Annotated in this window: 28 protein-coding genes; 4 read left to right on the forward strand and 24 right to left on the reverse strand. The window is 67.9% G+C overall.

Annotated features, from left to right (window positions below):
• Positions 1 to 29: 29 nt before the first annotated feature.
• The 18 genes from atpD to AC1DW0_RS21915 all read right to left on the reverse strand — a co-directional run bounded on the left by atpD (position 30) and on the right by AC1DW0_RS21915 (position 14,419).
• Positions 30 to 1,445 (reverse strand): F0F1 ATP synthase subunit beta, encoded by a 1,416-nt coding sequence (atpD, locus tag AC1DW0_RS21830; protein WP_056205542.1) that lies wholly within the window; start codon positions 1,443 to 1,445, stop codon positions 30 to 32.
• A gap of 42 nt (positions 1,446 to 1,487) precedes the next feature.
• A complete protein-coding gene (atpG, locus tag AC1DW0_RS21835; RefSeq protein ID WP_477947974.1) occupies positions 1,488 to 2,360 on the reverse strand; it encodes a F0F1 ATP synthase subunit gamma in 873 nt (290 codons plus the stop codon).
• 60 nt (positions 2,361 to 2,420) lie between these two features.
• On the reverse strand, positions 2,421 to 3,974 hold the full coding sequence (gene atpA, locus AC1DW0_RS21840; RefSeq protein ID WP_477947976.1) for a F0F1 ATP synthase subunit alpha: 1,554 nt from the start codon (positions 3,972 to 3,974) through the stop codon (positions 2,421 to 2,423).
• Positions 3,975 to 4,068: 94 nt separating this feature from the next.
• Positions 4,069 to 4,602 (reverse strand): F0F1 ATP synthase subunit delta, encoded by a 534-nt coding sequence (locus AC1DW0_RS21845; protein WP_477947978.1) that lies wholly within the window; start codon positions 4,600 to 4,602, stop codon positions 4,069 to 4,071.
• Complete coding sequence (locus AC1DW0_RS21850; RefSeq protein ID WP_056205551.1) at positions 4,603 to 5,073, reverse strand: F0F1 ATP synthase subunit B; 471 nt, start codon at positions 5,071 to 5,073, stop codon at positions 4,603 to 4,605. It lies immediately after the preceding gene.
• 74 nt (positions 5,074 to 5,147) lie between these two features.
• Entirely contained in the window at positions 5,148 to 5,423 is a 276-nt protein-coding gene (atpE, locus tag AC1DW0_RS21855) for a F0F1 ATP synthase subunit C (RefSeq protein ID WP_056205553.1), read from the reverse strand.
• 80 nt (positions 5,424 to 5,503) lie between these two features.
• Positions 5,504 to 6,358 carry a F0F1 ATP synthase subunit A gene (gene atpB, locus AC1DW0_RS21860; protein ID WP_056205556.1) on the reverse strand — a complete coding sequence of 285 codons (855 nt, stop codon included), beginning with the start codon at positions 6,356 to 6,358 and terminating at the stop codon, positions 5,504 to 5,506.
• Positions 6,359 to 6,374: 16 nt separating this feature from the next.
• The gene (locus tag AC1DW0_RS21865; RefSeq protein WP_477947981.1) at positions 6,375 to 6,872 is read right to left on the reverse strand and encodes an ATP synthase subunit I; all 498 of its coding nucleotides are present in this window, start codon (positions 6,870 to 6,872) and stop codon (positions 6,375 to 6,377) included.
• 150 nt (positions 6,873 to 7,022) lie between these two features.
• On the reverse strand, positions 7,023 to 7,916 hold the full coding sequence (locus AC1DW0_RS21870) for an SMP-30/gluconolactonase/LRE family protein (protein WP_477947983.1): 894 nt from the start codon (positions 7,914 to 7,916) through the stop codon (positions 7,023 to 7,025).
• Between the two features lie 17 nt (positions 7,917 to 7,933).
• Positions 7,934 to 8,449 carry a GNAT family N-acetyltransferase gene (locus AC1DW0_RS21875; protein WP_477947985.1) on the reverse strand — a complete coding sequence of 172 codons (516 nt, stop codon included), beginning with the start codon at positions 8,447 to 8,449 and terminating at the stop codon, positions 7,934 to 7,936.
• Between the two features lie 123 nt (positions 8,450 to 8,572).
• Positions 8,573 to 9,295, reverse strand: coding sequence for an alanyl-tRNA editing protein (locus tag AC1DW0_RS21880; protein ID WP_477947987.1), 723 nt, complete (start codon positions 9,293 to 9,295; stop codon positions 8,573 to 8,575).
• Positions 9,295 to 9,873 carry a VOC family protein gene (locus tag AC1DW0_RS21885; protein WP_056205565.1) on the reverse strand — a complete coding sequence of 193 codons (579 nt, stop codon included), beginning with the start codon at positions 9,871 to 9,873 and terminating at the stop codon, positions 9,295 to 9,297. Before AC1DW0_RS21885 ends, AC1DW0_RS21880 begins: the two co-directional genes overlap by 1 nt.
• Before the next feature lie 2 nt (positions 9,874 to 9,875).
• Positions 9,876 to 10,715 carry a PhzF family phenazine biosynthesis protein gene (locus AC1DW0_RS21890; protein ID WP_477947990.1) on the reverse strand — a complete coding sequence of 280 codons (840 nt, stop codon included), beginning with the start codon at positions 10,713 to 10,715 and terminating at the stop codon, positions 9,876 to 9,878.
• 7 nt (positions 10,716 to 10,722) lie between these two features.
• Positions 10,723 to 11,157: a GNAT family N-acetyltransferase gene (locus tag AC1DW0_RS21895; protein ID WP_056205569.1), complete on the reverse strand. Its 435-nt coding sequence runs from the start codon at positions 11,155 to 11,157 to the stop codon at positions 10,723 to 10,725.
• Complete coding sequence (locus AC1DW0_RS21900) at positions 11,157 to 12,365, reverse strand: aminotransferase-like domain-containing protein (RefSeq protein WP_477947992.1); 1,209 nt, start codon at positions 12,363 to 12,365, stop codon at positions 11,157 to 11,159. Before AC1DW0_RS21900 ends, AC1DW0_RS21895 begins: the two co-directional genes overlap by 1 nt.
• Before the next feature lie 138 nt (positions 12,366 to 12,503).
• Positions 12,504 to 13,199 (reverse strand): aspartate/glutamate racemase family protein, encoded by a 696-nt coding sequence (locus AC1DW0_RS21905; RefSeq protein WP_477947993.1) that lies wholly within the window; start codon positions 13,197 to 13,199, stop codon positions 12,504 to 12,506.
• Positions 13,196 to 13,489, reverse strand: coding sequence for a DUF2917 domain-containing protein (locus tag AC1DW0_RS21910; RefSeq protein WP_056205574.1), 294 nt, complete (start codon positions 13,487 to 13,489; stop codon positions 13,196 to 13,198). The genes AC1DW0_RS21905 and AC1DW0_RS21910 overlap by 4 nt, the downstream gene beginning before the upstream one ends.
• 12 nt (positions 13,490 to 13,501) lie before the next feature.
• Positions 13,502 to 14,419: a DMT family transporter gene (locus AC1DW0_RS21915; protein WP_457350604.1), complete on the reverse strand. Its 918-nt coding sequence runs from the start codon at positions 14,417 to 14,419 to the stop codon at positions 13,502 to 13,504.
• A gap of 73 nt (positions 14,420 to 14,492) precedes the next feature.
• Here AC1DW0_RS21915 and AC1DW0_RS21920 point away from each other — a divergent pair, with 73 nt between their 5' ends.
• Both AC1DW0_RS21920 and AC1DW0_RS21925 read left to right on the forward strand, forming a co-directional pair.
• Positions 14,493 to 15,935, forward strand: a complete 1,443-nt coding sequence (locus AC1DW0_RS21920) for an aminotransferase-like domain-containing protein (RefSeq protein WP_056205578.1) — start codon at positions 14,493 to 14,495, stop codon at positions 15,933 to 15,935.
• A 279-nt stretch (positions 15,936 to 16,214) separates the two neighbouring features.
• Positions 16,215 to 16,835: a response regulator gene (locus AC1DW0_RS21925; RefSeq protein WP_457322890.1), complete on the forward strand. Its 621-nt coding sequence runs from the start codon at positions 16,215 to 16,217 to the stop codon at positions 16,833 to 16,835.
• 248 nt (positions 16,836 to 17,083) lie between these two features.
• On the opposite strand, the gene AC1DW0_RS21930 is transcribed toward AC1DW0_RS21925, so the two are convergent.
• The 6 genes from AC1DW0_RS21930 to fghA form a co-directional block, all read right to left on the reverse strand.
• Positions 17,084 to 17,464 (reverse strand): hypothetical protein, encoded by a 381-nt coding sequence (locus tag AC1DW0_RS21930; protein ID WP_477947994.1) that lies wholly within the window; start codon positions 17,462 to 17,464, stop codon positions 17,084 to 17,086.
• Positions 17,461 to 19,338 carry an ATP-binding cassette domain-containing protein gene (locus tag AC1DW0_RS21935; RefSeq protein WP_457350606.1) on the reverse strand — a complete coding sequence of 626 codons (1,878 nt, stop codon included), beginning with the start codon at positions 19,336 to 19,338 and terminating at the stop codon, positions 17,461 to 17,463. The genes AC1DW0_RS21930 and AC1DW0_RS21935 overlap by 4 nt, the downstream gene beginning before the upstream one ends.
• Before the next feature lie 22 nt (positions 19,339 to 19,360).
• Positions 19,361 to 20,263 (reverse strand): alpha/beta fold hydrolase, encoded by a 903-nt coding sequence (locus AC1DW0_RS21940; RefSeq protein WP_477947995.1) that lies wholly within the window; start codon positions 20,261 to 20,263, stop codon positions 19,361 to 19,363.
• Between the two features lie 74 nt (positions 20,264 to 20,337).
• A complete protein-coding gene (locus AC1DW0_RS21945; RefSeq protein ID WP_477947997.1) occupies positions 20,338 to 20,940 on the reverse strand; it encodes a TetR/AcrR family transcriptional regulator in 603 nt (200 codons plus the stop codon).
• Between the two features lie 33 nt (positions 20,941 to 20,973).
• A complete protein-coding gene (locus AC1DW0_RS21950; RefSeq protein ID WP_457322886.1) occupies positions 20,974 to 22,305 on the reverse strand; it encodes a dicarboxylate/amino acid:cation symporter in 1,332 nt (443 codons plus the stop codon).
• Between the two features lie 114 nt (positions 22,306 to 22,419).
• Complete coding sequence (fghA, locus tag AC1DW0_RS21955; RefSeq protein WP_457322885.1) at positions 22,420 to 23,244, reverse strand: S-formylglutathione hydrolase; 825 nt, start codon at positions 23,242 to 23,244, stop codon at positions 22,420 to 22,422.
• A gap of 106 nt (positions 23,245 to 23,350) precedes the next feature.
• Here fghA and AC1DW0_RS21960 point away from each other — a divergent pair, with 106 nt between their 5' ends.
• Together AC1DW0_RS21960 and AC1DW0_RS21965 are read left to right on the forward strand one after the other, a co-directional pair.
• On the forward strand, positions 23,351 to 24,583 hold the full coding sequence (locus tag AC1DW0_RS21960) for a multifunctional CCA addition/repair protein (protein ID WP_477947999.1): 1,233 nt from the start codon (positions 23,351 to 23,353) through the stop codon (positions 24,581 to 24,583).
• A gap of 149 nt (positions 24,584 to 24,732) precedes the next feature.
• Positions 24,733 to 25,929: an efflux RND transporter periplasmic adaptor subunit gene (locus tag AC1DW0_RS21965; RefSeq protein ID WP_477948001.1), complete on the forward strand. Its 1,197-nt coding sequence runs from the start codon at positions 24,733 to 24,735 to the stop codon at positions 25,927 to 25,929.
• The last annotated feature ends 5 nt before the right edge of the window (positions 25,930 to 25,934 follow it).

A 25,934-nucleotide genomic window follows, 5' to 3' on the forward strand; every position in this document is an offset into this window, starting at 1 on the left:
GACGGGACGCCGAGACGTCCCCGTCAACCTCACTGGATCTTCTTGGCCTTCTCGAAAGCTTCGTCGATGGTTCCCACCATGTAGAAAGCTTGCTCGGGCAGGTGGTCGCACTCGCCGGCCACGATCATCTTGAAGCCGCGGATGGTTTCCTTCAGCGGCACGTACTTGCCGGGCGAGCCGGTGAAGACTTCGGCGACGTGGAAAGGCTGCGACAGGAAGCGCTGGATCTTGCGGGCGCGGGCGACCGACAGCTTGTCTTCCGGCGACAGTTCGTCCATGCCCAGGATGGCGATGATGTCGCGCAGTTCCTTGTAGCGCTGCAGCACCTGCTGCACCGCACGGGTCGTCGTGTAGTGCTCTTCGCCGACGACGTTGGGGTCGATCTGGCGGCTGGTCGAGTCCAGCGGGTCCACGGCGGGGTAGATGCCCAGCGAAGCGATGTCACGCGACAGCACGACGGTGGCGTCCAAGTGGGCGAAGGTCGTGGCGGGCGACGGGTCGGTCAAGTCATCCGCAGGGACGTAGACGGCCTGGATGGAGGTGATCGAGCCGACCTTGGTCGACGTGATGCGCTCTTGCAGGCGGCCCATTTCCTCGGCCAGCGTCGGCTGGTAGCCCACGGCGGAAGGCATGCGACCCAGCAGTGCGGACACTTCCGTGCCGGCCAGCGTGTAGCGGTAGATGTTGTCCACGAAGAACAGCACGTCCTTGCCTTCGTCACGGAAGGACTCGGCGATGGTCAGGCCGGTCAGTGCCACGCGCAGACGGTTGCCCGGGGGCTCGTTCATCTGGCCGTAGACCATGGCGACCTTGGAGTCTTCCAGCTTGTCCTGGACCACGACGCCGGAGTCCGACATCTCGTGATAGAAGTCGTTGCCCTCACGGGTGCGCTCACCCACGCCAGCGAACACGGACAGACCGCTGTGCGCCTTGGCGATGTTGTTGATGAGCTCCATCATGTTGACGGTCTTGCCGACGCCGGCGCCACCGAACAGGCCCACCTTGCCGCCCTTGGCGAACGGGCAGATCAGGTCGATCACCTTGATGCCGGTTTCCAGCAGGTCCTGCGACGGGCTCAGCTCGTCGTAGGCCGGCGCGGCGCGGTGGATGGAGGCGGTCAGCTCGGAAGAGACCGGGCCACGCTCGTCGATGGGGTTGCCCAGCACGTCCATGATGCGGCCGAGGGTCGCCTTGCCGACCGGCACCTTGATGGTGTCGCCGGTGTTGAAGACTTCGGTGCCGCGGCGCAGGCCGTCGGACGAACCCAGCGCGATGGTGCGGACGACGCCGTCGCCCAGCTGCTGCTGGACTTCCAGCGTCAGGGCCGAGCCTTCCATCTTGAGCGCGTCGTACACCTTGGGCATGCGGTCGCGCGGAAATTCCACGTCGACGACGGCGCCAATGCACTGAACGATCTTGCCGACTGCTGCTTGCGTGTTAGCCATTTTTGCGTTCCTTCAATTCAATTCTTTGCGTGCCGAAGCGACTCAACCGACTGCGGCTGCGCCGCTGACGATCTCGGACAACTCTTTGGTGATCGCTGCCTGACGGGTCTTGTTGTAGACCAGCTTCAGCTCGCCGATCAGCGTGCCGGCGTTGTCGGTCGCGGCCTTCATGGCCACCATGCGGGCGGACTGCTCGCTGGCCATGTTCTCGGCAACGGCCTGGAAGACCAGCGCTTCCGTGTAGCGCATCAACAGCTCGTTGATGACCGTGGGCGCGTCCGGCTCGTAGATGTAGTCCCACGAGTGGCCGGCCTTGTCCGTGACCATGTCGTCGGCCTTCAACGGCAGCAGCTGGTGCACCTTCACCTCTTGCTTCATCGTGTTGATGAACTGCGTGTAGCAGAGATAGACGGCGGACAGCTTGCCTTCGGCGTACTGGTCGAGCAGCACCTTGACGGGGCCGATCAGGGCCTCGATGTGCGGCTGGTCGCCGAGCTGCGTCGCGTGAGCGACGACGCGGGCGCCAATGCGGTTCATGAAGCCCAGGCCCTTGCCGCCGATGGCGACGACTTCGGCCTTCTGGCCCGCCGCTTCGACTTCCTTGAGCTTGGCCGTGGCCGCGCGCAGCAGGTTGGTGTTGAGACCACCGCAGAGACCCTTGTCCGTCGTGACGACGACCATGCCGACCGTCTTCACGCCCTCGTTCTTCACAAGGAAGGGATGGCGGTACTCGGGGTTGGCCTTGGCGAGGCTGGCCGCGATGTTGCCGATCTTCTCGGCGTAGGGGCGAGCCGACCGCATCCGTTCCTGCGCCTTGCGCATCTTGGAGGCGGCGACCATTTCCATCGCCTTGGTGATCTTCTTGGTGTTCTCGACCGACTTGATCTTGCCGCGGATTTCTTTGCTTGAAGCCATTCGAACTCCTAGTCAGTGTGGGGCTAAGTAGAGGCTCAGCCCCACGTGTTCCGTGGCTTCTTAAGCGAAGGACTTCTTGAAGGCCGTGATGGCGGCGTTCAGTTCAGCTTCCGCATCCTTGTCCATCGCCTTGTCAGCTTCTAGCTTGGCCAGCAGCGCGGCGTGGCTGGTCTTCAGGTACTGGTGCAGGCCGTGCTCGAAGGACAGAACCTTCTTCACTTCGATGCTGTCCATGAAGCCCTTGTTGGCGGCGTACAGCGAAGCGGCCATCAGCGAGATGGACAGCGGCGAGTACTGGGCCTGCTTGAGCAGTTCCGTCACGCGGGCACCGCGGTCCAGCTGCTTGCGGGTAGCTTCGTCCAGGTCGGAAGCGAACTGCGCGAACGCGGCCAGCTCACGGTACTGCGCCAGGTCGGTACGGATACCGCCGGACAGCGACTTGATCAGCTTGGTTTGCGCTGCACCGCCGACGCGCGACACCGAGATACCAGCGTTGATGGCGGGGCGGATACCGGCGTTGAACAGGCTGGTTTCCAGGAAGATCTGGCCGTCGGTGATCGAGATCACGTTGGTCGGCACGAAGGCGGACACGTCGCCGGCTTGCGTCTCGATGATCGGCAGGGCCGTCAGCGAACCGGTCTTGCCCTTGACTTCACCCTTGGTGAAGGCTTCGACGTAGTCGGCGTTCACGCGAGCGGCGCGCTCCAGCAGGCGGCTGTGGAGATAGAACACGTCGCCGGGGTAGGCTTCGCGGCCCGGCGGGCGGCGCAGCAGCAGCGAGACCTGGCGATAGGCGACGGCCTGCTTGGACAGGTCGTCGTAAATGATCAGCGCGTCCTGGCCGCGGTCGCGGAAGTACTCGCCCATCGTGCAGCCCGAGTAGGCCGACACGTATTGCATCGCGGCGGACTCGGAGGCCGAGGCGGCGACGACGATGGTGTATTCCATCGCGCCGGCCTGCTCCAGCGAGCGCACCACGTTCTTGATCGACGACGCCTTCTGGCCGATGGCGACGTAGACGCAGGTCATGTTCTGACCCTTCTGGTTGATGATCGCGTCGATGGCGACGGCAGTCTTGCCCGTCTGACGGTCACCAATGATCAGTTCGCGCTGGCCGCGACCGACGGGAACCATGGAGTCAATCGACTTCAGGCCGGTCTGCACGGGTTGGTCGACCGACTTACGGGCGATCACGCCCGGGGCGACCTTCTCGATGACGTCCGTCATCTTGGCGTTGATCGGGCCCTTGCCGTCGATAGGCTCGCCCAGCGCGTTGACGACGCGGCCGATCAGCTCGGGGCCGACCGGCACTTCCAGGATGCGGCCCGTGCACTTGACGGTGTCGCCTTCCGAGATGTGCTCATAGGCACCCAGAATCACGGCGCCGACGGAGTCGCGCTCGAGGTTCAGGGCCAGGCCGAAGGTCTGGCTGCCGTCCTTGGCGACCGGGAATTCGAGCATTTCGCCCTGCATCACGTCGGACAGGCCGTGGACGCGGACGATACCGTCGGAAACGGACACGACGGTGCCCTGGTTGCGGATGTCCGTGCTGCCACCAAGACCCTCGATACGGCTCTTGATCAGTTCGGAAATTTCAGCGGGATTCAGTTGCATGCTAGGTCTCCCAGGTGGCCGTTCCTTCGCCGGATCAAGGGCGGGGTCAGACGCGGGGGTAAATCGGAATGTCTTGCGGGTGTCCAGCTGCGGATCAGGCAGTCAGCGCAACTTTCATGCGCTCAAGGCGGGCCTTGACGGAGGTGTCCAGCACCTCGTCACCCACGACGACGCGAACGCCGCCGATCAGGCCGGGCTCCAGCTGCACATGGGCTTCGAGCTTGCGGCCGAAGCGCTTCTCCAGCGACGCCTTGAGGTCGGCGAGCTGAGCGTCGCTGATCTCGTAGGCGCTGAAGATCTGCGCGTCGGACACACCCGAGGCGGCGTTGGCCAGCACGTGGTACTGGGCCACGATCTCGGGCAGTGCAGCCAGGCGGCCGTTCTCGACGATGGCGCGCAGGAAGTTCTGCAAGCCGGCAGCGAGGTCCTGCTTGGCCGCGGCGGTCACGACCGCAACGACCTGCTCAGCCTGGGCCTTGGGGTGATCGGCGAACTGGCGCAGATCGGCGTCCTGCGCCACCTGGGCCAGCGCGTCGAGCTGCTTGCCCCAGGCGACCAGGTCCTGCGACTTGGCGACCTGGAACAGGGCTTCCGCGTAGGGGCGGGCGATGGTGGCGATCTCGGCCATTTACAGCTCCGTCTTCAGGCGAGCCAGCAGCTCGGCGTGAACGCCGGCGTTGACTTCCTTCTGCAGGATCTGCTCGGCGCCCTTGACGGCCAGCGCAGCGACTTGCTCGCGCAGGACTTCGCGAGCGCGGGAAACCTGCTGCTCGGCGTCGGCCTTGGCGGCGGCCAGGATCTTGGCGCCTTCTTCTTCGGCCTTGCCCTTGGCGGCGTCGACGATGGCAGCGGCGCGCTTCTCGGCGTCCGAGATCAGCTTGCCGGATTCAGCCTTGGTCTGAGCCAGTTCCTTGGCGATCTGCGCTTCGGCGCCGGCCAGTTCGGCCTTGGCCTTGTCGGCAGCGGACAGGCCAGCGGCGATCTTCGCGGCACGCTCGTCGAGCGCCTTGATGATCGGCGGCCACACATACTTCATCGTGAACCCGACCAGGATCAGGAACACGATCATCTGAACGATGAGCGATGCGTTAATAAACACCTTGGTGCCTCACAAAGTTTCGAGTGCGGAAACCGCCGGGGCAACCTTGGCCACGGCGGGTCGACAGCATCGAATTACTTGGCGCCAGCAGCCAGCGCAGTAGCGATCTGGCCCAGGAACGGGTTGGCGGTGGCGAACCACAGGGCGATACCCGTGCCGATGATGAAGGCCGCGTCGATCAGGCCGGCCAGCAGGAACATCTTGGTCTGCAGTTCGTTCATCAGCTCAGGCTGACGAGCGGCGGACTCAAGGTACTTGCTGCCCATGATGCCGATGCCGATACAAGCACCGAAGGCGCCCAGACCAATGATCAGACCAGCGGCGAGGGCAACAAAGCTAATGACTTCCACGATGACTCCTTGAGGGGAAAAAAGAGAGAAAGGGTTGAGGGAAAACTGCTTGGAAAAACTGGGGGACGGCTGCTGCGGGATCAGTGCGCGTCGTGGGCCTGGCCGATGTAGACCAGCGTCAGCATCATGAACACGAAGGCCTGCAACGTGATGATCAGGATGTGGAAGATCGCCCACACCGAGCCCGCGATGATGTGGCCGATGGCCAGGCCGATGCCGGTGGCCGACAGGCTCCAGGCGCCGCCCATCAGGGCGATCAGCATGAAGATCAGTTCGCCGGCATACATGTTGCCGAACAGTCGCATGCCGTGGGAGACCGTCTTGGCGACGAACTCGATCAGCTGCATGGCCAGGTTGACTGGGTACAGATAGACCTTGTCGCCGAACGGTGCCGCAACGAGCTCGTGAGCCCAGCCGCCGGCGCCCTTCATCTTGACGTTGTAGATGAGGCAGGTGATCAGCACGCCAAGGGACAGGCCCATGGTCATGGACAGGTCCGCAGTCGGCACGACGCGCAGGTAAGCGTGGTGGTCACCAGTGAGGTTCTGCCAGATCCAGGGGAACAGATCCACCGGGAACAAGTCCATCGCATTCATCAGGAAGATCCAGACGAACACGGTCAGGGCCAGCGGCGCGACGAGCTTGCGGCTGTTGGCGTTGTGGACGATGCCCTTGGCCTGATCGGCAACGATCTCGACGAGGATTTCGACGGCGGCTTGAAACCGGCCCGGGACGCCCGAAGTAGCAGCCTTCGCGGCGCGCCACAGCAAGAAGCTGCCCACCAGACCCAGCAGCACGCTGAAGAAGATGGAGTCGAGGTTGACGACGGAGAAGTCGACGATGCCTTGCTGCTTGCCACTCTGCGCGTGGTTCAAGTGGTGAATGATGTATTCACCAGCGCTCGGGGCTGCTGTTTCGTGGCCTTCTGCTGCCATGTTTCGTTCTGCCTCGTCAGGTCAATCTGCGGCCACGCCACGCGAGCGCCAGCCAGTTCACTTTGATGCACACCGCGAGGGTGACCAGCAGGGCTGGCCAGCTCAGGCCCGGCACCACCTTTGGCGCCAGCACCAGCATCGCGATCGATGCACCGATTTTCAAAAATTCCCAACCCATGAACCCGGCAGCCGCACCGACCGCTGAATCCACGCGCTTTGTCATGCCCCGCGCCAGCAGCATGTTTGGCAGCACCACCGCCGCGACGCCATAGAGCGCCGAAACCATGGCCACGCCGGACGCCGTCCACAGCCGGATCACGGCCACGCACAGCAAGCCTGCCACCAGCTGCATCCCCAGCACACGCCAGGGCGACAACATCGGCAACGCCGACTTCAGCGCTGCCGCCTGCTCAGGGCTCAGGGCCTTGACGGGCAGCTCCTCTTTGTCGTCGCCCCAGCCGCCGGCCGTCGAAACGGCGGGGGGCCAGGTCTTTCGGGGGCCGTTCTCGGTCATGGCGCCAGGGTCCTGGGGTGGGCGGCTCAACCCCCAAAACTACCAGGAGCTGATTGCACCGGGATGACGCACGGGCGCCACCCAACAAAGCCAGCCATTATATGTGACGAGTTACACCGGGGTAAATACGCCCCCAGGCCGACACAGGATTCAGGCGCTTGTCAGGGTCGCGGGCAAGCCCGGCACGTCGACGCGCAGTTGCAGCACGGCGCCAGCGAGCGGCTCGCGTTCCAGTTCGTCGGCGGGGCGCTTCTCGCGCGCCGTCGTGATGAAGAGGGTGCGCAAGTCAGCGCCGCCGAAGGTGGGCATGGTCGGGCAGGTCACCGGCAACTCGACACGCTGCACAACTTCGCCGGTCGGCGCAATGCGCAGCAGGCAGCCACCTTCAAACATCGCGGCCCAGTAGTGGCCTTCAGCATCCATCGCTGCACCGTCAGGGCGGCCTCCGTAGGCCTCGCCCGGCGTGCGCGGCTTGAATTCGGCGAAGACGCGCGGGGAAGACAGCGCGCCGGTCGCCACGTCGAAGTCCGCGACGTAGATGCGATGGGCCTTGGTATCGGACCAGTGCATGCGGTGGCCGTCGGGCCTCCAGGCCAGACCGTTGGAGGTCGTCAAGCCGGGCACCTGAGATTCAAAGACCTTGCCGTCGAAGCGATACAGCGCCGCCTCGGGCTCGCGCGCATCCGAGACGCTGCCGATCCACAAACGCCCGGCAGGGTCGACCTTGCCGTCGTTGAAGCGCAGCCTTGCAGGGTCGTAGGGTGGCGGGCTGACGAGTTGCTGCGCACCGGTAGTCGTGTCCAGCGCCCACAGGCCGTCGCGCCGCGCGACGAGCAGGCCGCCGCCGGCGCGAGCCGCGATGCAGCCGGGCTCCGCCGCCTGCGGCCACACGTCCGGCGCGTCGATGCCCGCGCGCCAGCGCAGCACCTGGCGGCCCGGAATGTCGACCGCATAGAGCTGCAGTTCGGTGGGATGCCAGAGCGGCGATTCGCCAAGCAGGCAGCGGTGCTCGCCGAGGGGCTGGATGTCGTGTTCGAGTGCCATGCCGGCACTCTAGGCGGTTATCCGAAGTAACTCGGCCGGAAGGCGCCGAGCTCGGCCTTCAGATAGTGGGCGCCGGGGATGGGGTTGAAGTAGAACGGCGGCACCTCGGCAAAGCCCAGGCTTTCGTAGAGCCCACGGGCGGCTTCCATGTCATCCAGCGTGTCGAGCAGCATGGACGAGTAGCCGGCCTCGGTGGCGCGGTCCATCAGCGCCTGCGCCAGGATGCGTCCCAGGCCAAAGCGGCGGAAGGCCGGGCGCACGAAGAGGCGCTTCATCTCGCAGGCGTTCGGGTAGTCGGCGTCGGGCAGGGGCCGGAAGGCGCCGCTGCCGGCTATTGCGCCATCGACCGTTGCCAGCAGCATCAGGCCGCCGGGCGGCGCATAGGCGCCGGGCAGCGCTGCGAGTTCCTCTTCGAAACCCTGGAAGTCCAGATCGATGTCGAGGCTGTTGGCGTAGTCGCGCAGGACGAGCCGGGCCTCCTGCCAGTCCTCGGGCGATTCAGGCGTGATGAGCTGTATGTCGGGACCGGCCATAGGCGCCGCAGTTTAGCCAGCTGTCTCAGGCAGCAAATCCCAAGACCACGCGGCGGGTCTTGGCACTCTTCTTTTGGTGATCATTCACGTTCGCTGCGCACACAAGAGTGATCCCCGAAGAAATCAGCTCCGGCCCGAGGCCGACTCGGCAAAGCCGAGAACGACCCTGCGGGTCTTGGCTGATTTCTTCTCAATTTTGGTGACAACGACGGCACCAATCTCAACCGTGTTGCTCACATGCGTGCCGCCACAGGGCTGCAGATCCACGCCCTCCACCTCCAGCACGCGAATGCGCCCGAGACCTCGCGGTGGCTGCACGCTCATTGAGCGGACGAGGCCGGGGTTGGCGTCGAGTTCATCCTCCGTGATCCACCGATGGCCGACCGGATGCGCCTCAGCGACGAGGCGGTCCAGCCCGGCCTGGATGGCTTCCTTGTCGAAGGGCTCGTCGGTATGGAAGTCCAGCCGCGCATAGCCTTCGGTGATGGAGCAGCCGTCGACCGGATAAGGCAGCAGCGCGCACAGCAGATGTGTCGCCGTATGGAAACGCCGGTGAGCCTGGCGGCGCGCGGCGTCGACCTCGATGCGCACCGCCGTGCCGACGGTGGGCAGCTCACCGTCGATCAGGTGGACGATGGCCTCGGGGTGTTCCTTGCTCTTGCGCGTGTCGGTGACACGCCAGCGCTCCTCGCCCGCGATCAGCCAACCGGTGTCGCCGGCCTGGCCGCCGCCGAGCGGGTAGCAGACGGTGCGGTCCAGCAGCACGCCGCCTTCGCCGTGAGAGGTGACGACGGCCTCGCAGGCCAGCAGCGTTGCGTCCTCGCGGAACAGGTCTTCGGTCTTCATCACCCAATCACTCCCAGTTCGACCTCGCCGAGCGGGGTGGCCAGGCGAGCCTTCAGGCCATCACGTGTCTCGAAGCCGAGCAGATGCACGCCCTGATCGGGCAGCGTGTCGGTCGGGTGGGCTTCGTCCCATTGGATGAGCACCGGCAACGCCTCGCGGCGCAGGCGGCGACCGTCCTCGCGCAGCGCGATGCGCCAGCGCAATGCGCCGCGTGAGGCGTCGACCGCCTCACCGGCGTCCACGCCCTCGCCGCGCCAATAGGCCAGCGCCGCGTCCAGGTTGGGGACGCGGGCGACCCAGTGGATGAGCCCCGGCCCCAGCGCCAACCGTTCGCGCAGTGCGGGCTGGTCGAGGTCGAACCAACGGGGCCGGCCTGGCGGTGGCGCCGCGGGGTCGATGGCGATGATTTCCAGGTAGCAGCGCGGGTGATTGGGGCCGCTGATCGACACCAGGCGGTTGTGCGTGCCCATCAACGCATGCTTGCCGCCAGGTTGCGGCGTGACGCCGAGCACTCGATCGCACCAGGCGACGCCCTCTTCCAGCGTCGCGGCACCAACGACGAGATGGTCGAGTTCCATGCTCACAGCCTCACCTGGCCGTGGATCAGCGGCGTCACGTCGCCGCCAATCCAGGTGCCCTCGCCGTCGCGCTTCACATGCACGCGGCCGGCCCGACCGAGAGCGGCGCCTTGGGCGGCCACATAGCTGTCGCCCGCCAGACCGGACTCCTGCAACCACAACGCCAGGCCGGCGTTGAGGCTGCCGGTGACCGGGTCTTCGGGGATGCCGAGGTCGGGCACAAAGGCGCGCACCTCGAACTGGCATTCACCGCCGGCCGGGTAGGCACCAACGACGCCGAGCTTGAGCCCCTGCATCGCGATGAAGTCCGGCTGCAGCGCCAGCACGCTGGCCGCGTCGCCCAGGCGAGCGGCCATCCAGCCGGGGCCGTTGTCGACCCAGACCAGGTCGAGCAAGGCTTCAGGCGCGATGCGCAGTGCCGCAATCGCCTGCGCGCGCTCTTGCGCACCGACGCCGCCGCTGCGTTTCAACGGCGGCGCGGCGAAGGCCAGGCGGGCACCGTCGCGCTTCACCCGCACGAGGCCGATGGCGCATTGCTGCACGACCTCACCGGCCTTCTTCGCATCGCCGCCACTGGCCAGGAAGGCATGGGCGCTGCCCAGCGTCGGGTGGCCGGCGAAGGGCAGTTCGCCGCCGGGCGTGAAGATGCGCACGCGGTAGTCGGCGCCCGGGTCGGTGGGCGGCAGCAGAAAGGTTGTCTCGGACAGATTGGTCCAGCGCGCGAAGTCGCTCATCTCGGCGTCGGACAGGCCGCTGCCGTCGATGACGACGGCCAGGGCATTACCCTTGAGCGGCACGGCGGTGAACACATCGACCTGGGCAAAGCGGCGCAACTGAGTCATGGCTTGATCACGGCTTGAGATATAGACCGGGGCGGACGATTTCCATGCCGCGCTGCGGCTTGGCCAGTGGCGAGAAGCCGTGGCCGGCATAGACCGCATGGGCGTCGCGGGTGAAGAGCATGAAGCGGCGCAAGCCCTGCAGGTCGGCGTGGGCCAGCAGCGTCTCGATCATCCATTTCGCCAGGCCGTGGCCGCGGTGGGTATCGAGCACATAGACATCGCAGAGATAGGCGAAGGTCGTCCGGTCGGTCACGACGCGGGCAAAGCCGACCTGGCCGACCCCTTCGGCATGCAGCGCGATGCACAGTGAGTTGGCAATCGAGCGCTCGACCAAGGCCAGCGGAATGCCTTCGGACCAATAGGCCCCGACGAGGAAGTCGTGCGCCGCCCGGGCGTCGATGTCCTCGGGCGCAAAGCTGAGCCGGTAGCCGTCGCGCTGCATCAGGGCGCGTGCTCCGCAACCGGCTCCAGCGCCTCGTGCAGCAGACGGCCGAGCTTCTCGACGCCATCCCGGATCAGGTCCGGTGTCAGCGTAACGAAGGACAGGCGCAGCGTGCGCGGGTCGGGCTGGTGGGCATAGAAGGCCGCGCCCGGCACATAGGCGATGCCGGCGTCCACGGCCCGGGGCAGCAGGGCCATCGCGTCCAGGCCTTCGGGCAGGCGGATCCAGAAGAACATGCCGCCCTGGGGCGACAGGTAGTCGCAGCCCGGCGGCAGATGCTCGCGCAGAGCCTCGGCCATCGCATCGCGGTTGGCCTTGTAGAGGGCGCGGATGGTGGGGATGTGGCCGTCCAGGAAGCCATCGCGGATGACCTCGTGGACGACGCGCTGATTGAAGCCCGGCGTGTGCAGGTCGGCGGCCTGCTTGGCCTGCAGCAGCTTCGGGTACAGCTCGGGCGGGGCGATCAGATAGCCGAGGCGAAAGCCCGGCGTCAGCACCTTGGAGAAGGAGCCCAGGTAGAGCGACCCTTCCGGCCATAGGCTGGATAGCGCGGCCGGCGGCGGCTCGTCGAACCAGAGGTCGCCATAAGGGTTGTCTTCGACGATGGGCACGCCGGCGCGGCGCGAGGCTTCGACGACTTCCACGCGGCGCTGAGCGCCCATGACGCGGCCGGTCGGGTTCTGGTAGTTGGGCAGCAGATAGCTGAAGCGCGTGCCGGGTGCGTCATGCGGCAGGGCCGCAATGGCCTCGGGGCGCGGGCCCTGGTCGTCGCTGGCGAGACTCGCAAAGATGGGCTCAAACGGCGTGAAGGCCTGCAGCGCACCGAGGTAGGTCGGCGTCTCGACGGCCACCGGCGCACCAGCGTCGCAGAGGATCTTGCCGACCAGGTCCAGCCCCTGCTGGGAGCCGCTGGTGACCAACACCTGGTCGGGCGTCACGTTCATGCCGAGTGTTGCCACCCGCGCCGCCACCCATTCGCGCAGCGGCGCAAAGCCCTCGCTGGCCGCGTATTGCAGGGCCTCGCGCGGGTTCTTGCTCAGCACGCGGTCGCAGGCGGCCTTCAGCGCGTCGACCGGAAAGGTGTCCGCGCTCGGCAGGCCGCCGGCCATGGACAGGATGCCGGGCTTCTCGGTGACCTTGAGGATCTCGCGAATGATGGACGGGTTCATCCGCGCGGCGCGGCGCGCTTGGGTCCAGACGGTCGTCATGTCAGCCCCTCGTTCCATGAGTACATGGACCGATCCCCCGAGGGGATGGCGGTCCGGCTAGGGGCGGCCCGGCGCTCGGCCCGCCGGCCGGCAAAGACAGAATGGTGCATGGCAATCACTCGCGGGATTTCAAAGGAGTCAGCCTAGCATCCAGTCGACCGCGGCACGGGCCTGCAAATCGGTGGAGTCGAACAGCGGCAGGGCGGCAGCGCTGTCAGCGGGCAACAGCAGGCCCAGCTCGGTGCAGCCAAGAATGGCGGCCTGTGCGCCGCGGTCGGCCAGGGCTGCAACCTGGGCGCGCAGGGCCTCGCGCGAGGCCGGTTCAAAGCGGCCGCGGCACAGTTCCTCGTAGATCAAGCGGTGCACTTCCGTGCGGCCTGCCTCTTCGGGCGTGATGACCTCGATGCCAAATCGCTCCCACATGCGGTCGCGATAGAAGCCCTGCTCCATCGTGAAGCGCGTGGCCAGCAGGCCGGCGCGTTTGACGCCGGCCGCACGCAGCGCCTCGGCGGTCGCATCGACGATATGCAGCACCGGCAAGCCGGCCGCCTGTTCGATCTCAGTGGCGACGAGGTGCATGGTGTTGGTCGCAATCAGCAGCGCCTCGGCGCCGGCACGCTTCAAGCCGGCGGCGGCTTCACCCAGCACGCGCGCAGCCTCGCCCCATTCACCGGCCGACTGCATCGCTGCAATCGGCGCGAAGTCGACGCTGTGCAGCACGAGCTGGGCGCTGTGCAGGCCACCCAGGCGCGCGGCGACGCCGCGGTTGATCAGCGCGTACAGATGCTGGGTGGACTCCCAGCTCATGCCGCCGAGGATGCCAAGTGTCTTCATGCAGCGCCTGCCAGGTTCATGCGCCAGCCCCGTGCCGGCTTTGCCTCGACTCTGCGCTTGGGCGCGGGCTGCAGCAATTGAAAGGCTGCTTCCGGCCAGGCCTCGACAACGACCTCCTGACCAGCAGCCAGCGTCAGGCCCTCACCGGCACGCAGCCAGTGGTCGTCGGTGCCTCCCGAAATGGTCAGCCACAGCCGACCACCCGTCACGACGAGGCGGCGCGGCGTGCGAGCGGCAGCCAGGGTCAGCGCCTGGCCGGGCGCAAGTGGGATGGTGAATCGATCATTCATCACAGGCCTCCTTCAGTGAACCGGTTGCCGTTTGCCCAGCCACACGACCGCGAGCACGGCGGCGGCGAAGACCACGGTCATCGCATCCAGCCGCTCGCCCAGCAAGGGCACCGCGAACAGCATGGACAAAAAGGGTTGCAGCACCTGCACCTGGCTGACGCGCATCGTGCCGCCCAGCGCCAGGCCGCGATACCAGGCAAAGAAGCCGATCCACATCGACACCAGCGATACATAGGCAAAGCCGCCCCAGGCCGAAGCCGCCACCGGCGCCGTCGGCCGCGTCAGCACGGCCAGTGGCACGGTGAAGGGCAAGCTGATGACCAGCACCCAGCAGATCACCTGCTCGGCCGTCAGGGCGCTGGTGAGCCGCGCGCCGCTGACATAACCCGCCGACGCGCAGACCACAGCCCCCAGCAGAAGGCCGTCCGCCATCTCCAGCCCGCCCGCCCCGCGCCAGGCCGCAAAGCCGATCACCAATGCCAGCCCAGCCAACGCACAGATCCAGAACCCCAGGCTCGGCCGCTGGCGCAGCACCAGCGCGGCGATGACGGCCGTGGCCAGTGGCAGCACACCGGACACGACCGAGGCATGCACGGCGTCCACATGGCGCACCGCGAAGCCCAGCAGCAGCGGCCAGCCGAAGACGACGCCAGCGGCCGTGAAGGCCAGCAGCTGCCATTCGCCGCCGCGCGGCCGTCGCGCGCCGGTGATCCAGAGATAGGCGATCGACAACAGCCCCGCCGCCACCGCGCGCCCGAAGGCGACAAAGGCCGGATCGAGCTGGGGCGCCGCTGCGCTGCCACCGGCCAGCCGCGTCATCGGGATGCTGAGAGCGAACATCAGCACGCCGGCCGCGCCGAGCAGCAGGCCACGTGTCGCATCGGACGTGGTGGTCGTCGAGACCGTGGTGGACGTGGAAAACCCTGACATGAACTCAGTCTGAGGCATGACACCGATACAGAACCAGTACAGTCAGCCAACCTGACCAAGAATCTGTACTGCCATGCCCACCGGTACACACCCTCCCCTGCAGCGCGGCGCCAGCCTGCCGCTCGCCGGCCAGTTGGCTGAGCGCTATGCCCAGCGCATCCGGGAACGCCTGCTGCTGCCGGGCGCCCGCCTGCCGTCGGTGCGCGACTGTGCGCGCCAGCATGGCGTCAGCCCGCACACCGTCGTCGCCGCCTATGACCAGTTGCAGGCCGCGGGGTTGCTGGAGGCGCGCCGCCAGCGCGGCTTCTTCGTGCGCGAGAGCCGCCCGGCCACCACTCGCGCCGCGCCGCGCCCGCAGGCCATGGCCATGCCGCGCCAGGCGCCGATGGATGCGACGGCGCTGATCCGCGGCATGTTCGAGGCCGACGCCGCGCGCTCACCGGGCCTGGGCACGCTGCCGGCCGACTGGCTGGACCCGACGCTGCTGCAGTCCGCGCTGCGCCGCCTGCATGCCGCCGACTGCCTGGCCCTGCAGGTCGGCTATGGCGACCCGATGGGCGACGACCGCCTGCGCGCGGCGCTCTCCCAGCGCCTGGACGACCTCGGCATCCACGCTGTGCCGGCACAGATCCTGACGACCAACGGCGCCACGCACGCGCTGGACCTCATCATCCGCACCCAGTTGCAGCCCGGCGACGCCGTCCTCGTCGACGACCCGGGCTGGGCCGTCATGTTTGCCCGCCTGACCCAAGGCGGCATTCGCCTGCTGCCGGTTCCGCGTGGCGCCCAGGGACCCGACCTGGAGGTACTGAGCGCGCTCGCCGCCGCCCATTCGCCGCGCGCCTACCTGACCGTGTCGGTGCTGCACAACCCGACCGGCCACAGCCTCAACCTGGCCAGCGCCCACAAGCTGCTGCGCCTGGCCGACGAGCACGACTTCTTCATCGTCGAGGACGACAGCTACGGCTTCCTCGCGCCCGAGCACCTGCCGCGCCTGGCGGCGCTGGACGGGCTGCGCCGCGTCATCTACGTGTCGGGCTTCTCCAAGGTGCTGACGCCGGCCTGGCGAGTCGGCTACCTGGCGGCCGCGCCCGAGCGCCTGCACGCACTGACCGACACCAAGCTGCTCGATGGCCTGACCAGCTCGGCCGTGCTCGAGCGCGCCGTGGCGCTGTGCCTGGAGCAGGGGCGGCTGCGCCGCCATGCGCAGCGCCTGCGTGAGCGCCTGGCCACCGCGCGCCAGCGCATTTCGGCCCTGGCCACCAAGCAGGGCTTCGCCTGGGCTGCGCCGCCGGACGGCCTGTTCGGCTGGCTGGACGTCGGCGTCGACACCGAGCGCCTGGCCCAGCCCCTGCTGGACGCGGGCTGGCTGATCGCGCCCGGTGCCCTCTTCAGCGCCACGCGCGCCCCCGGCTCGCTGGTGCGCATCAACATGGCCACCTCGCAGGACCCGGCCTTCTGGCGCGAGCTGCGCGCCGGCGTTGACGCCTTGAAAGGCCGCGCCGCGCTCCCCTAGGTTCATCCCCCTTGTTCGCTGGAGCAACCCCTGGGCGCTTGAGCGGCGCTGCACCGCAGCCTGGACGGGCGGGTCGACTTGGCGAGCTGGCAGTCGCATGTCGGCCGGCAGTTCGAGGCGGATGGCCACGCGGTCACGCCGCAAGCGCTGAGAGCCGATTTCTGCCGCCTGCAGGGCTGACAAAAAGTTCTCACTCCACCCGGACTTTTTCAAGGAGCCGCGCTCGGGCCGCCGGCAGAATCCGCGTCGCCCGGCGCCGCTGCGGCGCCCGATGTGGACATGAGCAACTCCTTGAAATTCCTTGTTGTAGACCCCCTTACCGGGGTTCAGACCTTTGCACGCCAGCTGCTGCAAAGCCGCGGCTTTGCCGCCGACAGCATCCTGTGCTGCGCCGACACCGAGGCGGCCCTGGCCCAGGGCCTGCTCTTCAAGCCGCATTTCCTGATCACCGATTGGTTTGCCAAGGCGCCACTGAGCGGCATCCAGCTCTACCAGCGCCTGCGTGAGGTGCAGCCATCGCTGCATCTGTCGTTGCTGAGTTTCGAGGTGACGCCCGAACACCAGTTCGAGGCCGAGGCGCACGGCGCCGACTTCCTGCTGAAGAAGCCCTTCACCGCCGAGCAGCTCAAGGCGGAGATGACTCGCTCACTCGAGGCGCTGGCCAAGCGCTCGCCCGGCCTGCATGGCCAGGTGCGCGAGGCGATGCGCGCGGCCAAGCCGGCACCGCGGCCGGCGTTGCCTGTCATTGCGCCCCAGCCCGTCATCAAGCCGGGCGACAAGGTGCGCTTCAACGGCGCCGTTCACGTGGCGCAGTACGTCGTGCACCGCCACGGCGAGACCGTGGTTCAGCTCAAAGGTCAGAACGGCTTTGTGTCGCTCGAGAAGCTGCAACCCGCCTGACATCAAGTCCCCTCGCCCAGTCCCGCCCCGCTGAACGCGGGCGCGCCTGGTCGGTCTTGCAGACCGCGCTGCGTCTTGAGCCGCAGCTCTTCGGCAGGCGCATGCCGCCCACTGGGCGCCATGTGTCCGGCCTCAGCCCCCGCGGGGACGGCGATGCTCACGGCATCGAGCCGTGAGCACATCGTCCGACGGGCCGGCTAGAGAGCGGCCCGGCGCTCGGCCCGGGCAGGGCACGACTGCCGCAGCACTCAGATCACGACGATGAGGATCATCAGCAGCGGATAAGGCAGGGCCACCGTCGGGCGCAGCGCGCTCTTCAGGTATTGCGTCACCAGGCCCAAGCCGCGCGGCCGGCTGGCGAGCCAGTCGCTGTGCAACTGCATTGCCACCGCGCCCTCGCCCGCCTTCAGCCCCGCCTCGACGACGAGCAGGCGATCGCCCAGCCGCCCCTGGAAGGTCTTCAGCACGCCCTCCTGCAGCCACAGCAGGGCCAGCAGCGCCAGGGCCAGGGTGTTGTCCGGCACCAGCACGGTGGCCGCAAACGCCACCAGCTTCACACCCAGGGCCAAGGCCTCGTAGCGCTCGTGCTGCGCCTGCAGGGCCAACCATTCCTGGTGCAAGGCGTTCACTTCGCCTCCAACAGTTCCCACCGCTCCATCAGCACCAGCAGCTCGGCATCGATGTCGGCGGCGCGGTCGGTCACCTCGGCGATGCGGGTCGCGCCCTGCGCGTACAGCTCGCTACCGGCGATCAACGCGTTCAGCTGCGTCTGCTCGGCCTCCAGCGCGGCGATCTGCTTGGGGATCTCGTCGAGCTCGCGCTGCTCCTTGTAGCTGAGCTTGCGCTTGGTCGCGACGACCAACGCGGGCTCGGGCGCGGGCGGCGGTGTCGGAGCAGCCGCGGCCTTGGGTGCGGCCTGCGCCTGCAAAGCCGCGGCGCGCCTGGATTGCAGCAGCCAATCCTGCACGCTGCCTTCGTACTCGCGCCAGCGCGCGTCGCCTTCATAGACGATGGTGGACGTGACGACGTTGTCCAGGAAGCGCCGGTCGTGGCTGACGAGGAAGACGGTGCCGTCGTACTCCGCCAGCAGCTCCTCCAGCAGCTCCAGCGTCTCGATGTCGAGGTCGTTGGTGGGCTCGTCCAGCACCAGCACATTGGCGGGCCGTGCGAACAGGCGTGCCAGCAGCAGGCGGTTGCGCTCGCCACCGCTCAGCGTTCGCACCGGCGAGTTGGCGCGTGCCGGCGAAAACAGGAAGTCGCCGAGGTAGCTCTTGACGTGCTTCTTCTGGTTGCCGATCTCGATCCACTCCGAGCCCGGGCTGATGGTGTCGGCCAGCGTCGCGTCGAGGTTCAGCGTGTCGCGCATCTGGTCGAAGTAGGCGACGCTCAGCCGAGAGCCCAACCGCACCGTGCCGCTGTCCGGCGCCAGCTCGCCGAGGATCATCTTCAGCAGCGTCGTCTTGCCGGCGCCGTTGGGGCCGATCAGGCCGACCTTGTCGCCGCGCAGGATGGTGGACGTGAAGCCGCGCACGATGGCGCGATCGCCGTAGCTCTTGGACACATCCTCCAGCTCCGCGACGATCTTGCCGCTGGCGCCACCGGTGTCAATGTCCAGCCTCACCTTGCCCTGCACATCGCGCCGCGCCGCATGGGCCTGGCGCATCACTTCCAGGCGCTGGATGCGCGCGACGGAGCGCGTGCGGCGCGCCTCGACGCCCTTGCGGATCCAGACCTCCTCCTGAGCCAGCAGCTTGTCGAAGCGCGCGTTGAACAGCGCCTCGTTCTCCAGCTCATAGGCCTTGGCGGCCTGGAAGGCAGCGTAGTTGCCCGGGTAGCCGCGCAGCTGGCCGCGGTCCAGTTCGACGATGCGGTTGGCGACGTTGTCGAGGAAGGCGCGGTCGTGGGTGATCAGCAGCAGCGAGCCCTTGAAGTCGTTCAGCAGGCCTTCCAGCCAGGTGATGGCGTCCAGGTCCAGGTGGTTGGTGGGCTCGTCCAGCAGCAGCACGTCCGGTTGGGCGACGAGGGCCCGGCCAAGCGCGACGCGCTTCTTCAGGCCACCGGACAGCGTGCTCACCAGGCGCGAACCGTCCAGGCCCAGGCGGTGCAGGGTCTCCTCGACGCGCTGCTCCCAGTTCCAGGCGCCGATGTGCTCGATGCGCTCCTGCACCCAGGCCAGGTCATCGTTCTCATCATGGATCTCGTAGCGCTCGCGCAGCGCCTTGTGCTCGGCCACGCCCTCGCTGATGACGTCGAAGATGGTCGCGTCGCCGCGCAGCTCGGGCTCCTGCGGCACATAGACGTTGGTCAGGCCTTGCTGCTGCTGCAGCAGGCCGTCGTCGAGCTTCTCGAGGCCAGCCAGGATCTTCAGCAGCGAGGACTTGCCGGTGCCGTTGCGGCCGATGAGGCCGACGCGTTCGCCGACTTCGAGAGAAAAGCCAGCACCGTCGAGCAGGGCGACGTGGCCGAAAGCGAGGTGGGCGTTGGAGAGGGAGAGGACTGCCATCCCTCGATTGTCCCTCGGCGGTTCAAACGGCCCTCAGCGACGGCGTTGCCGACAGATGGCCCAGCACCTGCTCCATGACCGCCGGGTCGTTGAGCAGGCGGCGGTGGCCGAGGTTCTCGGTCACGTGCAGGCGGCCCGCCGCCAAGCCGGCCAGCAGGGTCTCGCTGCCGGTCAGTGGCGCCGTCAGATCGCCCCGGTCATGCACCAGCAGCGTCGGCTGGTTCACGCGCACGCCCAGCCAGCCGGGCTCGAAATGCCCCAGCGATGCGCCCTCGCTTTGCTCGATACGGCCGCGCATGCGCGCCGCCAGACCCTCGCCCGTGCCCATGGCCTGGGCGAACCAGCGCAGGAACTGCCAGGGTGGGGGCGCCAGCGCGATCAGCGCCGCCCGCCGCACCGGCAGGCCACGCGCCAATGCGTGGGACAGCGCCATCGCCCCCAGGGAATGCGCGACGACCCCATCCCACGGTCCGAAACGCGCCGTGACGGCGAACAGCGCCCTCACCCACTGCAGCAGGTTGCTGCGCCAGCCGCTGCTGCGGCCGTGCGCCGGCAGGTCCAGCAGCACGGGCTCGAAGCCGGCCACCGCCAGCGTGTCGGCCAGCGGCCGCAGCTGCTGGGCATCGCCGGCCCAGCCGTGCGTCAGCAGCACCTTGGGCCGGCCCGGTTCGTCATGCTCGATATCGCTGCGCTGCCAGACGCTGATGTGGCCACCTTCGAAGGGCAGTTGCCGCTCCACCCAGGGCCGCGGCACGTCCCGCGAACGGGCCAGCCATTTGGTCGGCATGGGCGTGAAGAACAGGCGCAGCGCCACGCGCGCGCCGAGGTCGGGCGACAGGCGATGCAGGCCACGCAACAGCGCCGCGATGCCGCGGGCGGTGGGCGAGGCGTAGAAGGCAGCGGCGGGGTTGTGGGAGGTGGTCACAGGGGCTCCATATTTCGCACGACCGTGCGACAAAAAGGCAAACGAAGAAGATCAGCGGGCAAAGGCGTCATCGATCAGGGAAGGCAGTCGTTCAGCAGGCGCTGCCAGGCACGCTCGGCGCGCTCACCGGCACGGGGGTCGCGCAGGAAGCGGGCGTCGTGCAGCAGGATGATGAAGATGGCGTCCATTTCGAACACCATCTGCTCGGCGTCGAGGTCGGCACGCAGATGGCCCGCTTCAACCGCCTGCAGCACGGTGCGCCGCAGCGTCGCGCGCCAGCGCAGTACACCGTCCAGCAGGTGCTCGCGCACCGGGCCCTCGCGGTCGTCATACTCGAAGGCACCGGCCGTGTAGAGGCAGGTCTTGTGGCGGTCGACGTCGCTGGCCCAGGCCAGCCAGCGGCGCATGACGGCCTGCAGCCGCGGCAGGCCGCGGGCCTCGCCCATGGCGGGCACGAAGACCGTCTGCACGAAGCGCCTGTCGAATTCCAGCAGCACAGCCAGCTGCAGTTGCTCGCGCGAGCCCACGCGCGAGAACACGCCGCTCTTGGACAGGTCCAGCCGCTTGGCCACCTCACCGAGGCTGATGCTCTCCAGCCCCTCGGTCACGGCCATGTCGAGTGCCGCGCCGACGATGGCGGCCAGCGTGATCTCGGCGCGTTCGCTGCGAGTTTCCATGCCCGCAATTTAGCACGACCGTGCGGGCCGCCGCTAGGGTGCCATGTGCGGGGTCTTCGCGTCCAGCACGGCTTCCGGCTCCTCGGCCTCGGCCGGCGTCTCGTTGTCCAGCACAGCCTGCAGTCGAGGCATGTCCAGGTCACCCGTCCACTTGCCCACTACCACCGTGGCGACGCCGTTGCCCACCAGGTTGGTCAGCGCCCGCGCCTCGGACATGAAGCGGTCGATGCCCAGGATCAGCGCCAGCCCCTCGACCGGCACATGGCCGACGGCCGACAGCGTGGCTGCCAGCACGATGAAGCCGCTGCCCGTCACGCCGGCCGCGCCCTTGGAGGTCAGCAGCAGCACTCCCAGCAGCGTCAGTTGCTGCATCAGGGTCATCGGCGTGTCGGTCGCCTGGGCGATGAAGACGGCCGCCATCGTCAGATAGATGGAGGTGCCGTCGAGGTTGAAGGAATAGCCGGTCGGGATGACGAGGCCGACGGTGGACTTGCGCACGCCGAGGTTCTCGAGCTTGGCCATCATGCGCGGCAGCACCGATTCGCTGGACGACGTGCCCAGCACGATGAACAGCTCTTCCTTGATGTACTTGATGAACTTCCAGACCGAGAAGCCATGCAGCCTGGCGATGGTGCCCAGCACGATGAAGATGAAGATCAGGCAGGTGGCGTAGAAGGCACCCATCAGCTTGGCCAGCGAGACCAGCGAGCCCAGCCCGTACTTGCCGATGGTGAAGGCCATCGCACCGAAGGCGCCAATGGGCGCGAGCTTCATGATCATGCCGACGATGGCGAACAGCACGTGCGAGGTTTTCTCGATCACGTCGAACACCAGCGTGCCACGCCCGCCGAAGCGGTGCAGCGCAAAGCCGAACAGCAGCGCGAACAGCAGCACCTGCAGCATCTCGCCCTTGGCGAAGGCGTCCACCACCGTAGTCGGGATGATGGCGAGCAGGAAGTCCACCGTGCCCTGCAGCTTGCCCGGGCCGGTGTAGGCGGCGATGCCCTTGGTGTCCAGCGTCTTGGGGTCCACATGCATGCCGTCGCCCGGCTGCAGCACGTTGACGATGATGAGGCCGACGATCAGCGCGATGGTGGACACGGCCTCGAAGTACAGCAGCGCATAGCCGCCGGTCTTGCCGACACGCTTCATGTCCTCCATGCCGGCGATGCCCACCACCACCGTGCAGAAGATGATGGGCGCGATGATCATCTTGATCAGCTTGATGAAGCCGTCGCCCAGCGGCTTGAGCGCCTCGCCCGTCTGTGGCCAGAAGTGGCCGATCAGCACGCCGATGAGGATGGCTGTGATGACCTGCAGGTACAGCGAACGGTAGAAAGGCTGGCGGCCGGTGGCAGCTTGCATGCGTGTCTCCATCAGTTCTTCGAGCGGAACTGGCTTCGGCGGCAGCTTAGGTGCGAAGGCCGGCGGCGGCGACTGTGGCTTCCCACAAGAATTGCAAAGCCGGCGCCCAACCCCCTAGAACAATTGGCTCGCGTGGTGGCGCAGGTGGTCGCCCATGAAGCTGGCGATGAAGTAGTAGCCATGGTCGTAGCCGGCATGGCGGCGCAGGGTCAAGGGTTGACCCTTGGCGGCGCAGGCGGCCTCGAAGGCTTCGGGGTGCAGTTGCTCGGCCAGGAATTTGTCGGCCTGGCCCTGGTCGATGAGGATGCCCTCCGGGTAAGGGGCGCTGGCCTGTGACTGCATCAACGCGCTGGCGTCGTGGGCAGCCCAGGCGGCCCGGTCCTCGCCGAGATAGCCACTGAAGGCTTTCTGGCCCCAGGGGCATTGCATGGGTGCGGCGATGGGCGCAAAGGCCGACAGTGACGCGAAGCGGCCGGGATGGCGCAACGCCAGAGTCAGCGCGCCATGGCCTCCCATGGAGTGACCGAACAGGCCGGCGCGCGCGAGCCCGGTTTCGCGCTGCACCAGCGGCAGCAGCTCTCGCATCAGCCAGCTCTCCATGCGCCAGTGTTTGGCCCACGGCTCGCGCGTCGCATCGAGATAGAAGCCCGCGCCGACGCCGAAATCCCAGGCCTCGCTCTCGCCTGCCACGCCGGCACCGCGCGGGCTGGTGTCGGGCGTCAGCAGGGCCAGGCCCAGCTCGGCCGCCAGCGCCTGCGCGCCGGCCTTGATCGCGAAGGTCTCCTCGTTGCAGGTCAGGCCCGCAAGAAACACCAGCAGCGCCTTGGGCTGCGGCGGCAGGAAGAGCCCGAAGCGCATGGGCAGGCCAATCTCGGCCGAGTCGTGCTGGTGGAAGCGCTGGATGCCGCCAAAGCAGCGGTGTTCGCTCAGGATCTGCATCAGTGCCCGCCCGGCCGCCCGAAGGGCACTGACGCCCCCTCGGGGGGCAGGAAACGAAGTTGACGTGGGGGCTTCATGCCCACAGTGTGGCCGCAGAATTCGCAGGATGTCCCAATTCCAGACCTATCTCGTCGGCGGCGCCATCCGCGACCGCCTGCTCGGCCTGCCCGTCAAGGACCATGACTGGGTCGTCGTCGGCGCGTCGCCGCAGGACTTGGCTGCAGCCGGCTATCTGCCCGTCGGCAAGGACTTCCCCGTCTTCCTGCACCCCGACACGCGCGAGGAAGTGGCCCTGGCCCGCACCGAGCGCAAGACAGCCGCCGGCTATCACGGCTTCGCCTTCCATGCCGCGCCCGACGTGACGCTGGAGCAGGACCTGGCGCGCCGCGACCTGACGATCAACGCAATGGCCCAGGACGAGCAGGGGCGCCTCGTCGACCCCCACGACGGCCAGCGTGACATCCGCGACAAAGTGCTGCGCCATGTGTCGCCCGCCTTTGCCGAGGACCCGGTGCGCATCCTGCGCCTGGCCCGCTTTGCGGCGCGCTTTGCGGACTTCACGGTCGCGCCCGAGACCGTCGAGCTGATGCGCGCCATGGTCGTGGCCGGCGAGGTGGATGCGCTGGTGGCCGAACGCGTCTGGCAGGAGCTGTCGCGCGGCCTGATGGAGAACAAGCCGTCGCGCATGTTCGAGGTGCTGCGCCAGGCTGGTGCGTTAGCGCGGCTGCTGCCCGAAGTGGAGGCCCTGTTCGGCGTGCCGCAGCCCGAGGCCCACCATCCCGAGGTCGACACCGGCATCCATCTGCTGATGGTGCTGGACCAATGCGCCCGGCTGGAGGCGCCGCTGACCGTGCGCTACGCCTGCCTGTGCCACGACCTCGGCAAGGGCACGACGCGCAAGGAGGAGCTGCCGCGCCACATCGCTCACGAGGTGCGCAGCGAAAAGTTGGCCCGCGAGGTCAGCGCGCGCTGGAAAGTGCCGACCGATTGCCGCGAACTGGCCGAGCTGGTCGCCCGCGAGCACACCCATGTGCACCAGAGCAGCGCCTTCAGCGCCGAGGCGCGGCTGCGCCTGCTGGAGCGCTGCGACGCCTGGCGCCGGCCCGAGCGTTTTGCCGAAATGCTGTGGGCCTGCGAATGCGACGCCCGCGGCCGCCTCGGGCTGGAGGACCGCGACTACCCGCAGCGCGAGCGCCTCGCTGCCGACCTGGCGGCGACGCTGAAGGTCGACCTCGCCGCCGCGAGCGCAGCGGCCATTGCGCGCGGCGCCAAGGGGCCGGACATCGGCCGCGCCGTGCAGCGCGCGCGGCTGGCGGCGCTCAATGCCAGCGTTAGTTAGGGCCCTGTGACGCCCAAGCCCGCCTCAGGGCTTTGCGTTGCTTCACCGGCGTGAAAGCGATCGCATGGCTAAAGTCAGTGGTTTTGCTCCCGGCGCCAGGGTCGGCGCCGGAGCGGGCCGTCGAGAAGCAAGTCGAACAGGACGCAATGATGAAGTTGGCATGGGGTAGCAGCGCTCGGCTGGGCATCTTGGTGGCACTGGGCATGGGGCTGGGCGGTTGCGGCCAGTCCAACAGCCAGACTGCGGCGGCCACGCCGCCCCCGCCCGAAGTGGGCGTCGTCACCGTCACGCCGGGCCGTGCCGACCTCGCCGCCGAACTGCCCGGTCGGCTGGAGGCCTTCCGCGTCGCCCAGGTGCGCGCCCGCGCCGCCGGCATCCTGAACAAGCGCCTCTTCACTGAGGGCAGCGACGTCAAGGCCGGCCAGGCGCTGTTCGAGATCGACGCCGCGCCCTACCGCGCCTCCCTCGCCAGCGCTCAGGCCACGCTCGCACGCGCCGAAGCCAATCTGCTGCAGGCCCAGTCGCTGGCGGACCGCTATGCACCGCTGGCCAAGACCCAGGCCGTCAGCCAGCAGGAGGCGCTGAGCGCCCAGGCCGCGGCCGGCCAGGCCAAGGCCGACGTGGCTGCCGGCAAGGCCGCCGTGCAGACGGCGCAGATCAACCTCGGCTATGCCGCCGTCACCTCGCCCATCTCGGGCCGCATCGGCCGCGCCCTGGTCACTGAAGGCGCATTGGTGGGCCAGGGCGAGGCCACGCCGCTGGCCATCGTGCAGCAGATCGACAAGCTCTATGTCAACTTCACGCAGTCGGCCGCCGAGGTGATGCGGCTGCGCCAGGCGCTGGCCGATGGCAAGCTGCAACGTGCGGGCGGCAAGGACGCCGCACGCGTGCAGGTGCTGCTCGAGGACGGCAGCGTCTACGCCGAGACCGGCAAGCTGCTGTTCTCGGACTTGAGCGTGGACGCCGCCACCGGCCAGATCACGCTGCGCGCCGAGCTGCCCAACCCCAAGGGCCTGCTGCTGCCCGGGCTCTACGTGCGCGTGCGCCTGGCCCAGGCCGAGGTCAGCGACGCCGTCTGGCTGCCGGCACAAGCGGTGGCGCGCGGCGCGACCGGCGAGACGGTGCTGGTGGTGGCCGACGACGGCAGCGTCAGCGCGCGGCCCGTCAAGCTGGGCCCGGCCCAGGGCGGCAACGCGCTGGTGCTGAGCGGCCTGAAGGCTGGCGAGAAGGTCATCGTGGACGGCCTGCAGAAGGCCAAGGCCGGCGGCAAGGCCCGCCCGGTGCCATGGTCGCCCGCGGGCTCGGCCCCGGCTGCAGCGCCTGCATCGGCCGCCTCGAAGGGCTGAACCTC

The sequence above is a fragment of the Roseateles sp. P4_D2 genome (assembly GCF_056401875.1).